The 12,301-nt window shown below is 64.8% G+C and carries 13 protein-coding genes; 9 read left to right on the forward strand and 4 right to left on the reverse strand.

All coding sequences use genetic code 11. The annotated features are described in order from the left end of the window. The 6 genes from BraRD5C2_RS18040 to BraRD5C2_RS18065 all read left to right on the forward strand — a co-directional run. A partial coding sequence (locus BraRD5C2_RS18040) for a cupin domain-containing protein (RefSeq protein WP_223968798.1) occupies positions 1–409 on the forward strand: 409 nt, incomplete at its 5' end. Between the two features lie 249 nt (positions 410–658). Then, positions 659–1,675, forward strand: a complete 1,017-nt coding sequence (locus tag BraRD5C2_RS18045; RefSeq protein WP_223970119.1) for a Gfo/Idh/MocA family protein — start codon at positions 659–661, stop codon at positions 1,673–1,675. A gap of 50 nt (positions 1,676–1,725) precedes the next feature. Further along, positions 1,726–2,877 carry a DegT/DnrJ/EryC1/StrS family aminotransferase gene (locus BraRD5C2_RS18050; protein ID WP_223970121.1) on the forward strand — a complete coding sequence of 384 codons (1,152 nt, stop codon included), beginning with the start codon at positions 1,726–1,728 and terminating at the stop codon, positions 2,875–2,877. A gap of 42 nt (positions 2,878–2,919) precedes the next feature. Next, complete coding sequence (gene murJ, locus BraRD5C2_RS18055) at positions 2,920–4,449, forward strand: murein biosynthesis integral membrane protein MurJ (RefSeq protein ID WP_223970124.1); 1,530 nt, start codon at positions 2,920–2,922, stop codon at positions 4,447–4,449. Between the two features lie 128 nt (positions 4,450–4,577). Further along, the gene (locus tag BraRD5C2_RS18060; protein WP_223970126.1) at positions 4,578–6,887 is read left to right on the forward strand and encodes a xanthine dehydrogenase family protein molybdopterin-binding subunit; all 2,310 of its coding nucleotides are present in this window, start codon (positions 4,578–4,580) and stop codon (positions 6,885–6,887) included. Between the two features lie 102 nt (positions 6,888–6,989). Continuing rightward, a complete protein-coding gene (locus BraRD5C2_RS18065; protein ID WP_223970128.1) occupies positions 6,990–7,436 on the forward strand; it encodes a c-type cytochrome in 447 nt (148 codons plus the stop codon). 81 nt (positions 7,437–7,517) lie between these two features. Here the strand turns inward: BraRD5C2_RS18065 and BraRD5C2_RS18070 are convergent, their stop codons facing one another. Next, a complete protein-coding gene (locus tag BraRD5C2_RS18070; RefSeq protein ID WP_223970130.1) occupies positions 7,518–7,940 on the reverse strand; it encodes a CHRD domain-containing protein in 423 nt (140 codons plus the stop codon). Positions 7,941–8,106: 166 nt separating this feature from the next. On the opposite strand from BraRD5C2_RS18070, the gene BraRD5C2_RS18075 reads away from it, so the two are divergent. Beyond that, positions 8,107–9,045 carry a c-type cytochrome gene (locus BraRD5C2_RS18075; protein WP_223970132.1) on the forward strand — a complete coding sequence of 313 codons (939 nt, stop codon included), beginning with the start codon at positions 8,107–8,109 and terminating at the stop codon, positions 9,043–9,045. A gap of 24 nt (positions 9,046–9,069) precedes the next feature. On the opposite strand, the gene BraRD5C2_RS18080 is transcribed toward BraRD5C2_RS18075, so the two are convergent. Next, complete coding sequence (locus BraRD5C2_RS18080) at positions 9,070–9,423, reverse strand: DoxX family membrane protein (protein WP_223970134.1); 354 nt, start codon at positions 9,421–9,423, stop codon at positions 9,070–9,072. Positions 9,424–9,443: 20 nt separating this feature from the next. Beyond that, positions 9,444–10,118: a hypothetical protein gene (locus tag BraRD5C2_RS18085; RefSeq protein ID WP_223970136.1), complete on the reverse strand. Its 675-nt coding sequence runs from the start codon at positions 10,116–10,118 to the stop codon at positions 9,444–9,446. 125 nt (positions 10,119–10,243) lie between these two features. Between BraRD5C2_RS18085 and BraRD5C2_RS18090 the strand changes: the two genes are divergently transcribed. Then, the gene (locus tag BraRD5C2_RS18090; protein ID WP_223970138.1) at positions 10,244–10,849 is read left to right on the forward strand and encodes a TetR/AcrR family transcriptional regulator; all 606 of its coding nucleotides are present in this window, start codon (positions 10,244–10,246) and stop codon (positions 10,847–10,849) included. A gap of 43 nt (positions 10,850–10,892) precedes the next feature. Here the strand turns inward: BraRD5C2_RS18090 and BraRD5C2_RS18095 are convergent, their stop codons facing one another. Next, the gene (locus BraRD5C2_RS18095; RefSeq protein ID WP_016845986.1) at positions 10,893–11,138 is read right to left on the reverse strand and encodes an Lrp/AsnC ligand binding domain-containing protein; all 246 of its coding nucleotides are present in this window, start codon (positions 11,136–11,138) and stop codon (positions 10,893–10,895) included. Positions 11,139–11,331: 193 nt separating this feature from the next. On the opposite strand from BraRD5C2_RS18095, the gene thiD reads away from it, so the two are divergent. Continuing rightward, on the forward strand, positions 11,332–12,129 hold the full coding sequence (thiD, locus tag BraRD5C2_RS18100) for a bifunctional hydroxymethylpyrimidine kinase/phosphomethylpyrimidine kinase (protein ID WP_223970140.1): 798 nt from the start codon (positions 11,332–11,334) through the stop codon (positions 12,127–12,129). Positions 12,130–12,301: the final 172 nt, after the last annotated feature.

Raw genomic sequence — 12,301 nt, forward strand, 5'->3', positions numbered from 1 at the left:
GGACGCCAACGGGCTGAAGCGGCTGGTCGCGAAATTGAAAGTGGCGGCGCCCGGGGTGACCGAGAACCACATCAAGGTGCATCGGCCCTGGGGCTCCTATCAGTCGGTCGACAATGGCGATCGCCACCAGGTCAAGCGCATCATCGTCAAGCCGGGCGGGCGGCTGTCCTTGCAGAAGCACCATCACCGCTCCGAGCACTGGATCGTGGTGCGTGGCACCGCGCAGGTCACCGTCAACGAGCTGGTCAAGACGGTGCATGAGAACGAGTCGATCTACATCCCGATCGGCGCGGTGCACCGGCTGGAGAATCCCGGCAAGATTCAGCTCGAGCTGATCGAGGTGCAGACCGGCAGCTATTTCGGCGAGGACGACATCATCCGCATCGAGGACGACTACCGGCGCAGCTGAGGCGAGCCGGTTCCCGCGCCGATCGCCGGACGCGGGACGATGTAACTCTTTGAATCAAAACGTGTCCGGATTTCGTCCTTGGCATTCGCCACATTTGTGACGCCGTGCTATAGCGGCTGCCAACGAAGCGGGGTGATTTGCGCCAGAGGCGCAGATCGGGACGAGGGGCCTTGGTCTTACTCCCTCGGAGCCGGGATGGCTCCCTGAGGAGCCGGGACAACCGCCAGAACGCTACTTGGGGTCTACGATATGAATGCAAAAGTGTCCGCAGCCGGCGCGAGGGCCGATATCGGCCGCGCATTGCGCGTCGGCGTGATCGGCGCCGGCGTAATGGGCAGCAACCATGCCCGCGTGCTGGCCGGACTGCCCGGCGTCGTGCTGATCGGCATCGTCGACCCGCTGCCGGAGCACCGCACGCGCGCTGTCGACCTGGTCGGTTGCCGCGCCTTCGAGAGCCTCGATCAGCTGCTTGCCGAGGGCGTCGATGCGGTGACGATCGCAGCCCCCACCCACCTGCATCACGAGATCGCGCTCGCCTGCATCGCGCGCAACATCCACATCCTGGTCGAGAAGCCGGTCGCATCCACGGTCGAAGAGGGCCGCGAGATCGTCGCGGCCGCCGAGCGGGCTGGCGTCACGTTGATGGTCGGTCACGTCGAGCGTTTCAATCCTGCGGTCGCCGCGATCAAGCAGGCGATCTCGGGCGAGGATATCCTGTCGATCGGCATCACCCGGGTCGGCCCGTTCCCGCCGCGGATGTCCAATGTCGGCGTCGTGATCGATCTTGCCGTGCACGATATCGACCTGATCCGCTGGTTCACCGAGTCCGACATCGTCGAGGTGCAGCCGCAGCTCTCGAGCGCGGTCGCCGAGCGCGAGGACATCGCGCTGCTGCAGTTCCGCACGGCGTCCGGCGTGCTCGCCCACATCAACACCAACTGGCTGACGCCGTTCAAGGCGCGCAACGTGACGGTCGCAACCCGCGGCAAATACGTGATGGGCGACCTGCTCACCCGTCAGGTTACCGAATGCTTCGGCTTCAAGCCGGACGGCAGCTATTCGATGCGTCATCTGCCGGTCGGTCACGACGAGCCGCTGCGCGCCGAGCTGATCGCCTTCCTCGAAGCCGTCCGCAGCGGCAAGGTGCCGGCGGTGTCCGGCGACGAGGGCGTGGCGAGCCTCGAGATCGCGATCCGCTGCCTGGAATCGCCGGCGCGGCCCGCCGCCTCGACGATGCGCAAGGGACCGCGCCGCATCGCCGGCTGATTGCCTTCACTGGCTGATTGTCATTCATTCAACACGTGCAAAGAGCTTCCATGAACCAGCATATGCAGCTTGAGCCCATTCCCTTCATCGATATCGTCGCGCAGCGCCGGCGGCTCGGCAAGTCGATCGATGACGCGGTCGCGCGCGTGCTCGACCATTGCCAGTTCATCAACGGTCCGGAAGTCATCGCGCTGGAGAAGGCGCTGGCGGACTATAGCGGCGCCAAGCATGTGGTGAGCTGCGCCAGCGGCACCGACGCGCTGCTGATGGTCCTGATGGCGAAGAATGTCGGGCCGGGCGATGCGGTGCTGTGCCCGACCTTCACCTTCTGCGCGACCGGTGAAGTCGTGACGCTGACCGGTGCGACGCCGGTTTTCGTCGATGTCGATGAGGAGACCTTCAACATCGACGTCAATTCGCTGAAGCGCGGCATTGCGACGGCGCGGGCACGCGGGCTGAAGCCGGTTGCCGTGATCCCGGTCGATCTGTTCGGCCAGAGCGCCGATCACGACGCGATCGGCGCGGTCGCCGAGGCCGAGGGCCTGTTCGTGCTCGACGACGCCGCGCAGGGCTTTGGCGCAACCTACAAGAACCGCAAGCTCGGCACCTTCGGGCTCGCGACCGGAACCAGCTTCTTCCCGGCCAAGCCGCTCGGCTGTTTCGGCGACGGCGGCGCGATCTTCACCGACGACGAGGAACTGGCGCGCACGCTGCGCAGCATCCGCGTCCATGGCCAGGGCTCGGACAAATACGACAACGTGCGGCTCGGCCTCACGGCGCGGCTCGACACCATGCAGGCGGCGATCCTGCTCGAGAAGCTGAAGATCTTCGATGACGAGATCGCGGCGCGCAACAAGGTGGCGGAACGCTATTCGCGGGCGCTCGGCAACCTGGTCGCGGTGCCGCGCGTTGCTCCCGGCTGCACCTCGGTGTGGGCGCAGTACACCATCCGTCTGACCAACGGCATCGATCGTGACGCCTTCGCGGCCGCCTTGAAGGCGCAGGGCGTGCCGACCATGATCTACTATCCGAAGTCGGTCCACCAGCAGACCGCCTACAGCCACTATCCGGTTGCCGACGGCGGCCTGCCGGTCAGCGAGCGCCTGTCGAAGGACGTCATCGCCCTGCCGATGCACCCCTATCTCGACGAGGCGGCGCAGGACCGCGTCATCGCGGCTGTGCGTAGCGCGCTTTCTTCCTGATACGTCATTTTGACGTAGGGTGATGATGCGCTAGAAGCAGCCATGCTTGGGCGCATCTTCACCGTCGGCGGCTATACCCTGCTATCGCGGGTCACCGGGTTCGCGCGCGACATCATGCTCGCGGCGATCCTCGGTGCCGGGCCGGTCGCCGACGCCTTCTTCGTGGCGCTGCGGCTGCCCAATCATTTCCGCGCGATCTTTGCCGAAGGCGCGTTCAACGCCGCCTTCGTGCCGGCCTATGCCCATGTTCATGGCGAGCGCGGCGAGGCGTCGGCGCGGCTGTTCGCCGACCGCATCTTCACGCTGCTGTTCGCCTCGCAAGTGGTCCTGCTTGTCGTGGCGATGGCGTTCATGCCGCAGGCGATGAGCATTCTCGCGCCGGGCTTCACCGAGGACGCAGCCCAGCGCAAGCTCGCGATCGAGCTGACGCGGATCACCTTCCCCTATCTGCTGCTGATCACGCTGGTGACGCTCTATGGCGGCATGCTCAACGTGATGCATCGCTTCGCCAGCGCCGCCGCGGCGCCGATCTTCCTCAACCTCGCCATGATGATGACGCTGGCGCTCGCGGCGTTCTTCCCCAGCGCCGGCCACGCCGCGGCCTGGGGCGTCCTGATCTCGGGCTTCCTGCAGTTCTTCCTGCTCGCCGGCGACCTCGGGCGCCACGGCGGCCTGCCGCGATTCGCGCCGCTCAAGCTGGACGAGGATGTCCGCGCCTTCTTCCGTGCGCTGGGGCCGGCGACCTTGGGCTCAATGGGAACGCAGGTCGCGCTGTTCGCCGATACCATCATCGCGACCTTCCTCCCCGCAGGCGCGCTGTCTGCGCTGTATTATGCCGACCGTCTGAATCAGTTGCCGATCGGCGTGATCGGGATCGCGATCGGCACCGTGCTGCTGCCGGAGATGTCGCGGCGCCTGTCCGCCGACGATCACACAGGCGCCATGGCCGCGCAGCGCCGCGCCTTCGATTTCACGCTGCTGTTCTCGGTGCCGTTCGTGGCGGCGTTCCTGACCGTTGCCGATCCGATCATGCGCGCGATGTTTGCCCGCGGCGCGTTCTCGAAGGCCGATGCCGCCAGCGCCGGCGCCACGCTCGCGGCCTATGCGGTCGGGCTGATTCCCTTCGTGATGATCCGCAGCGCGGTCGCGACCTTCTACGCCCGCAAGGACACCGCAACCCCTGTCAAGGCGGCGCTGACGGGGGTCGCGGTCAATGTCGCGCTGAAGATCGCGCTGGTCGGCTCACTGGCGCAGGTCGGGCTCGCGCTGGCGACCGCGGTCGGGGCCTGGGTCAATCTCCTGCTGGTGCTGCTGTTCGCGGTGCGCCGCGGCTATCTCGTGTTCGATCGCGCGCTGATCCGCTCGTTCGGCACTTTTGCGCTGTGCGGCGTGCTGCTCGCGCTTGCGCTGTGGCTGACCTCGCATTTCGCCTATGTGTGGTTCGCGCCGATGCAGATCTTTCGCGATGAGATGATCCTGCTGTTGCTGATCACGGTCGGCGCCTTCGTCTACGCGCTGCTGATCCTCACGCTGTTCGGCCGCGGCTGGTTGTTCGCGCTGCGGCGCGTATAGTTTTACCTGTCAAATCAAATGCATAGGAGTTGGCCGTGGGATAGCGCCGCGTGCGGCGGAAAGCGGTTTGCGCTTCGCTGACAACCACGCCAATATGCGCGCAAACAACCAAGGCAATTGGAGAGACGATGGCAGCTCCCATCAAGTTCGGCGTCGGACAAAGTGTGCGGCGCAAGGAGGATGACGCTCTGATTCGCGGCAAGGGCCGCTATACCGACGACGTCGCCCCGTCTCCCGCATTGCACGCGCTGATGCTGCGTTCGCCGCATGCGCACGCGACCTACACGATCGATGCCGGCAAGGCCCGCGGCATGCCCGGCGTGGCGCTTATCCTGACCGCGGCCGATGTCGCCGAGCTCGGCGGCCTGCCTTGTCTGTTCAATCTCGAAACCGATCCGTTCACTGCACCGCCTTATCCGATCCTCGCCAAGGATGAGGTGCGCCATGTCGGCGACGCGATCGCCTTTGTGGTCGCCGATACCCTCGATCATGCTCGCGACGCAATCGAGGCGATCGAAGTCAAATGGACGCCGCTGCCGGCGGTGGCCGGCCTGATCAATGCGGTGAAGAAGGGCGCGCCGCAGGTGTGGCCGGACAAGCCCGGCAATCTGCTGTTCGACGTCTCGATCGGCGACAAGGGCGCGGCCGAGGCCGCCTTCGCCAAGGCGCATGCGGTGGCCGAGATCACCATCGTCAATCCACGCGTCATCACCAACTTCATGGAGACCCGCGCCGCGGTCGCCGAATACGACGCCAAGAAGGATCATCTGACGCTGACGATCGGCAGCCAGGGCAGCCACCGCCTGCGCGAGATCCTCTGTGACATGATCCTGAAGATGCCGAAGGAGAACATGCGGGTGATCTGCCCGGATGTCGGCGGCGGCTTCGGCACCAAGCTGTTTCCCTATCGCGAGTATGCGCTGATCTCGGTCGCGGCGCGCAAGCTCAAGAAGTCGGTCAAATGGACGGCCGAGCGCTCCGACCATTTCATGGGCGACGCGCAGGGCCGCGACAATCTCACCACTGCGAAGATGGCGCTCGCCGAGGACGGCAAATTCCTCGGCATGGATGTCGACCTGATGGGCGACATGGGCGCCTATCTCTCGACGTTCGCGCCATACATCCCGCATGGTGGCGCCGGCATGCTGCCGGGCCTCTATGACATCAAGGCCTTCCACTGCCGCGTCCGCACCGTGTTCACCAACACGGTGCCGGTCGATGCCTATCGCGGCGCCGGCCGCCCGGAGGCCGCCTACGTGATCGAGCGGCTTGTCGATGCCGCCGCGCGAAAGCTCGGCATGACGCCGGATGCCATCCGGCGGAAGAACTTCATCCCGCCGAAGTCGCTGCCCTATACGACGGCGACCGGCAAGGTTTACGACTCCGGCGACTTCGTCGCGCATATGAAGCGCGCGATGGAGATCGCCAATTGGAAGGAGTTTCCGAAGCGCGCCAAGGCCGCCAAGAAGGACGGCCTGGTGCGGGGCATCGGCATGGCGAGCTATGTCGAGGTTTGCGGCACCATGGGCGAGGAGACCGCCAATGTGGCGCTCGATCCCAATGGCGACATCTCGATCCTGATCGGTACGCAGTCGAGCGGACAGGGCCACCAGACCGCTTATGCGCAGATCGTCGCCGAGCAGTTCGGCGTGCCGCCGGAGCGCGTCCATGTGCTGCAGGGCGACACCGACAAGATCGCGACCGGCCTCGGCACCGGCGGCTCGGCCTCGATCCCGTCCGGCGGCGTCAGCGTGCAGCGGGCGACGCACGAGCTCGGCAACAAGCTGAAGGAGCTTGCGGCGCAGGCGCTGGAAGCCGGCGCCGGCGACCTCGAGATCGCCGATGGCCGCATCCGCATCGCCGGCACCGACCGCTCGGTCAGCTTTGCCGATCTCGCCAAGCGTCCCGGCGGCGATACGTCGAAGATGAATTCGAGCGCGACCTTTGCCAGCGCCGACGGCACCTATCCGAACGGCACGCACCTCGCCGAGGTCGAGATCGATCCCGCCACCGGCATCATCAAGATCGTCAGCTACGTCATCGTCGACGATTTCGGCGTCACGCTCAATCCGCTGATGCTCGCGGGCCAGGTGCATGGCGGTGCGATGCAGGGCATCGGGCAGGCGCTGATGGAGCAGGCGGTCTACAGCCCGACCGACGGTCAGCTCGTCACCGGCACCTTCATGGACTATGCGATGCCGCGCGCCGCCGACGGGCCGTCCTTCGTGTTCGAGACCAACAACGTGCCGTGCACGACCAACCCGCTCGGCGTGAAGGGTGCGGGCGAGGCCGGCGCGATCGGCTCATGTCCGGCGGTCGTCAACGCGATCGTCGAGGGGCTGCATCGCGAGTTCGGGATCGACCACATCGACATGCCGGCCACGCCGGAGCGGGTCTGGATCGCGATCCGCGAGGCGCAGCGCCGCCATAATCTCTGATGAATTGTCGCAGGCGGAATGAAGATTCCGCCTGCGGTGTTTGCAAACCAGGCCGGCCGCGTCCTGCGGACCGGGACAGAGCAGGATTGAGGGGTTTTACCGATGAAGCGGATTGTCATCGTTGCAGCGATGCTTGCGTTGAGTGCGGGGGCGGTGGTGGCCGACCAGGAGCAGGTCAAGGTGACCCAGGCCCAGATGAAGGAAACCGGCAAGAACGCCGGTGCGCTCGGCGCCATCATCAAGGGGGAGAAGCCCTACGACCAGGCAACGGTCGACGCCGCGCTGGCGAAGTTCGAGGACACCGCCAAGAAGCTGCCGACGCTCTTCCCTGATAGCAGCAAGGGGCTCAAGACGGAGGGCGATTACTCCGCCGGGCCGAAGATCTGGGAAGACAAGGCCGGCTTCGAGCAGCACATCGCGAGCTTTGCCAAATCCGTCACCGACGCCAAGGGCAAGATCAAGGATGTCGACACGCTGAAGGCCGAGCTGACCGTGATCGGCAAGCAGTGCGGCGGCTGCCACGAGACCTATCGCCTGAAGAAGGGCTGATCGCCATTCGGTCAACGAGAAGGGCGGACGCTGCGAGGCATCCGCCCTTTTTTGTGCCGGCCGTTTCTTGCTGGTGTGCCTCTACTTGGTGACCTGGCCGCGGATTTCGCCGCCCGGGTTGGCCGCGGTGTGGACGTTGACGTAGTACTTGCCGGCGAGGAGATCGGCGGCTTGCGCGTCGGTCAACGTCGCGCTGCCCTCGGCCGGGCTCGACGTCGCGTTCGGGATGGCAACCGCGACACCGGAATTCTTGCCGGCCTCGGCGGGGCCGTGGAAATGGGCGGCGGTCGCAGGGCCCGACAGGCCGGAATAGGTCAGCTTCCAGCTCAGCTTCTTGGAGGCCGCGTCGTAGTCGATGTCGGCGGTACCGGTGCCGGCGCTGGCGTTGGCAGGCACTTCGGACTTGCCGTCCAGCTTCGCCGTCAGCTTCTCGGCGAAGGCCGGACCGGCGAGGGCGATTGCTGCGCCCAATGTCAGCGTGGCAAGCAAGGTCTTGTTTGGCATGGTTCTCTCCCCTTTGACGTCACACGATGGTTGCAAATCTTCAAACCGCGGCTCTCCGGATTTATTCCCAAAATGATCGTGAGTGCGGCAAATTTGATGCGAGCTTGTGCGAACGGTTGCCATCATACTGGTTGATGAACTGACGCGACCAATGACGGATCGGTGAATGTTGCGACGAATTCTCCTCCTGGCCGGTTTGGCCGGCTTGATCGGCTTCGGTGTGTTCTGGTGGCTGACGATCCCCGCGACCGTCGCCGCGAGCGCGCTGCCCGCCTACCAGCCCAACCTGGCCAACGGGCTCACAACGTTCAATGCGGGAGGATGTTCCTCCTGCCACGCGGTGCCGAAGCAGGACGACCGCACCAGGCTCGGCGGCGGCCTCGCGATACCGTCGCCGTTCGGGACCTTCTATGCGCCGAACATCTCGCCGGACCCGAACGACGGCATCGGCCGCTGGAGCGAGGCGGATTTCGTCACCGCGGTCATGAAGGGCACCTCGCCGGCGGGGACGCACTATTTTCCGGCGTTTCCCTACACGTCCTATCAGCACGCCAGGGTCAACGACGTGCGCGACCTGTTCGCCTATCTGAAGACCCTGCCGTCGGTCGCCGGCAAGGTGCGCGACCACGACGTGCCTTTTCCCTTCAACATCAGGCGCAATGTCGGGGTCTGGAAATTCCTGTTCATGGACGGCAAGCCGTTCGTCGCGGATGCGAGCCGCTCGGCGCATTGGTATCGCGGCGCCTATCTCGTCAACAGCTTCGGCCATTGCGCCGAGTGTCACAGCCCGCGCAATTTGCTCGGCGGCATCATCACTTCGCAGCGCTTCGCCGGGGGCCCTAATCCGGAAGGCGAAGGCTGGGTGCCCAACATCACGCCGCGGGGGCTCTCGGACTGGAGCGCGAAGGACGTCGCCTACTTCCTCGAGAGCGGACAGACGCCGGACGGCGATAGCGCCGGCGGATCGATGGTGCGCGTGATCCGCAACACCTCGCAGCTCTCAACAAGCGATCGCGATGCAATCGCCGAATACATCAAGTCGCTGCCGCCGGTCGACGGGCCGCCGAAGCCGACGCGCAAGACGGACAAGACTGATCCTTCCTGATTGCGCCGGGCGATGCTTGGCCTGCTATCCGCGCCAAGCACTGGCGGCAATGACCATCAAGCCGCCGGCAATCGCGAGGTCCTTGAAGAATAGCGTTCGTTCCACCTTGTTGGCGAGGTCGAGATGAAACCCGAACGCGGTCGCGAGGCAAAACAGCGCCAGCGCGCCGGCGGCGAATGACGACTGCCAGCCGATCAGCAACGCCAGGCCGGCACCAAGCTCGAGTGCGATGACCAACGGCAGCAGCATGCCGGGAATATGGTGTGCCGCCATGTGGTCGAGGAACGGCTTCGGGCCGGCGATCTTGGCTCCGCCGGCAAGGATGAACAGCAATGCGAGCAGGCTTCGTCCGGCAATCGTGACCATCGTGATCGGCATCGGGGGATCCTCCGGGTTTGTTATTGGCTGTTTTGACCGTGGCTTCTGGCCTGTGAAGCGAACAGGACGGCGGACAGGATGAAGGCAAAGACGAAGAAGATCGTCCGTCCCAGGACCAGCGCCTTCGCCTGCTCCACCGGCGTGACCGAAATCAGCACCCCGAACGGGATGTAGCACCACAGCACAACCGCGATGGTCTTGCCGAGCCTGCCGAGCTGCAGGAAGCCGAACGAGAACAGCAAGACTGCGAGATAGCTGGCGTGAAACTTGACCTGGGAAGCGATCATCTGCAGCTCCCCATCGGCCGGCGACAGCGGCAATCCGTTCTGGATCGCGTGCGCCATGGTCATGATGTGGTGGTTCTCGACGCAATCGAGGATCACCGTGAGCATCATGGAGGCGAGCGCGATGCCCAGCAGATACGGGTCCATGATGGTGCGCAGCCGGGCGGCCAGTACGGTGAAAAACGCCCCGTAGAAGATCATGAAGAGATTATCGAGCCCGAGATTGAGCCGCAGGCCGAACGGCACCAGCGGGGTCCCGAGATACGCGCCATAGGCTTCGACGGAGCGTGCGGTCTGGAAGAAATCCTGCGAACCCTTGGTGGTGAGGATACCGATCACCATGGCCGCGACGGTCGACGCCGCGAGCGTCGCCAGAATCGCGAGCGTGCGGTCCAATCGGCTGATCTGCATGATATAGCTACTCCGTGTCCGTAAAGCCGACTCGTCGAGTTACAAATATCAGCTGCTATCTGAAAATAGATATCAGATGATATCTGAAAATCAATTGGTATTTGTAAGTTCGGGAGCCCAATCCGTTGCCCAGGCTAAATCGCGAGGAAAGTCAGGCCCGTACCAAGAGTCTCCTGATCGAGGCGGCGCGCGAGGAGATCATCAAGAAGGGGTTTGCGCAGGCGTCCGTGCGCGACATCGCCGACGCGGCCGGATTTTCGCAGGGCGCGTTCTATTCGAATTTTCCCGACAAGGAGGCGATCCTCCTGGAGTTGGTGCAACAGCACCAATCCGAGGAGCGTGCAAAAATCGAAAGCGTGCTGGGGCAGACGCCGGGCGAGCCAGCGAAGGTGATGGCGGGCCTCGAAAAATGGGCCGCCACCGCCAATTCGGATCCGGGGTTTGCCGTGCTGGCGATCGAGCTGCAATTGCAGGCGCTGCGCAGCCCGACTTTCGCGCAAGGCTATAACGAACTCAACCGCAAGCACCGCCGCGCGCTGGGCGTGCTGGTGACGCGCCTGTTCGAGGTGCTTGGCAAGCAGGCGCCCGCCGATCCTGTGGAGATCGCTACCGGCTTCATCGCATTGGGCCGCGGCATGGCGCTGTTGTCGAGGGGCGGCGAGGTCAGTCGCAGCGGCCGGATCGTCGTCACGTTCCTGAAGGCGCTGATCGACTCGGCGCCGGCCGCCTAGCGGCGCGCGCCTCGCCAATCGGACATGTGTGAAGATCGATGCGCTACTTCGCGCCGAACGCCTTGAAGGTGATGATGGTGAGGGTGTCCTGGATGCCCGGGATCACCTGAACCTTCTCGTTGATGAAATGGCCGATGTCGGTGTCGTGGTCGACGTAGAACTTGACCAGCAGATCGTAATTGCCCGCGGTGGAATAGATCTCGGACGCAATCTCGGCTTCCGCCAGCGCGTTGGCGACGGTGTAGGACTGGCCGAGCTTGCATTTGATCTGGACGAAGAAAGGAACCATCGAAGTCGTCTCCGGGGATTTCGGCGACTATAGGCCCAAAACGGGCGGTCAAGGCAAGGGGGCAAGGCAACGGGGCAACAAGGCCAACTCGCGGTAAAATCAGGCGAACTTGCTGCCGATGGGCGGCCGGGCTAGGACAGGTCATGATCCTGTTCGCAACGGTCTCATTCGTCTCAACCGCCGGTGCCGCACAATGACGCCGGTCGCGCTCACCATCGCCGGCTCGGATTCCTCGGGCGGGGCGGGCATCCAGGCCGACCTCAAGAGCTTTGCCGCGTTCGGGGTGTACGGCGCCTCCGCGATCACGGCGCTGACCGCGCAGAACACCACCGGCGTCAGCGGCATCCATCCGGTGCCCGCTTCGTTCGTCACGGCCCAGATCGATGCGGTGTTCTCCGACCTCGACGTCGGCGCGGTGAAGATCGGCATGGTGGCGCAGGCCGAGACGATCGTGGCGATCGCCGACGGGCTGAAACGCTGGGCGCCGCGCCACATCGTGCTCGACCCGGTGATGGTGGCAACTTCGGGCGATCGGCTGCTGGCTGCCGAGGCGATCGATGCGCTGAAGACCATGCTGTTTCCGCTGGCCTCGCTGATCACGCCGAACCTGCCGGAAACGGCGGCGCTGCTGAACGAGCCGGTCGCTGCGAGCGAGGCCGACGTCGCGCGACAGGGCAGGCAATTGCTGGCGATGGGATGTCGCGCGGTGCTGGTCAAGGGCGGCCATGGGCACGGCGCCGAGAGCATCGACTATCTGATCGATCGCGAGCGCAGCATCGCGCTCGCGGCGCCGCGCATTGAAACTGCCAACACGCACGGCACCGGCTGCTCGCTGTCATCGGCGATCGCAGCCGGACTCGCGAAAGGCGAAGGCCTGGAGACCGCCGTGCGCAACGCCAAGGCCTGGATCACGGAAGCGATCGCCGCCGCCGATCGCTTCGCCGTCGGACATGGCCACGGGCCGGTGCATCACTTCCACAAATTTTACTGACCGCTGCGCTTCATCCGGGCTACGTATTCAACCGCCACGCATTCGCCGCTCCGTTGTTCCGCTGCGATATGCAGGCAACACAACGCCTGTTCCGCACAGCTTCGCCCACCCATGTCGCCAGATTGTCGCACGCCGCTGTTATCCGCAGGGAAGGGGGCGTGCGGCTGATTCT

This window comes from Bradyrhizobium sp. RD5-C2 (genome assembly GCF_019972155.1).
GTDB lineage: Bacteria > Pseudomonadota > Alphaproteobacteria > Rhizobiales > Xanthobacteraceae > Bradyrhizobium.

Bases quoted from the DNA above. Each gene is read 5' to 3' on its own strand.
- BraRD5C2_RS18045 (WP_223970119.1), top strand. From the start codon at position 659: ATGAATGCAAAAGTGTCCGCAGCCGGCGCGAGGGCCGATATCGGCCGC.
- BraRD5C2_RS18050 (WP_223970121.1), top strand. From the start codon at position 1,726: ATGAACCAGCATATGCAGCTTGAGCCCATTCCCTTCATCGATATCGTC.
- murJ (WP_223970124.1), top strand. From the start codon at position 2,920: ATGCTTGGGCGCATCTTCACCGTCGGCGGCTATACCCTGCTATCGCGG.
- BraRD5C2_RS18060 (WP_223970126.1), top strand. From the start codon at position 4,578: ATGGCAGCTCCCATCAAGTTCGGCGTCGGACAAAGTGTGCGGCGCAAG.
- BraRD5C2_RS18065 (WP_223970128.1), top strand. From the start codon at position 6,990: ATGAAGCGGATTGTCATCGTTGCAGCGATGCTTGCGTTGAGTGCGGGG.
- BraRD5C2_RS18070 (WP_223970130.1), bottom strand. From the start codon at position 7,940: ATGCCAAACAAGACCTTGCTTGCCACGCTGACATTGGGCGCAGCAATC.
- BraRD5C2_RS18075 (WP_223970132.1), top strand. From the start codon at position 8,107: ATGTTGCGACGAATTCTCCTCCTGGCCGGTTTGGCCGGCTTGATCGGC.
- BraRD5C2_RS18080 (WP_223970134.1), bottom strand. From the start codon at position 9,423: ATGCCGATCACGATGGTCACGATTGCCGGACGAAGCCTGCTCGCATTG.
- BraRD5C2_RS18085 (WP_223970136.1), bottom strand. From the start codon at position 10,118: ATGCAGATCAGCCGATTGGACCGCACGCTCGCGATTCTGGCGACGCTC.
- BraRD5C2_RS18095 (WP_016845986.1), bottom strand. From the start codon at position 11,138: ATGGTTCCTTTCTTCGTCCAGATCAAATGCAAGCTCGGCCAGTCCTAC.
- thiD (WP_223970140.1), top strand. From the start codon at position 11,332: ATGACGCCGGTCGCGCTCACCATCGCCGGCTCGGATTCCTCGGGCGGG.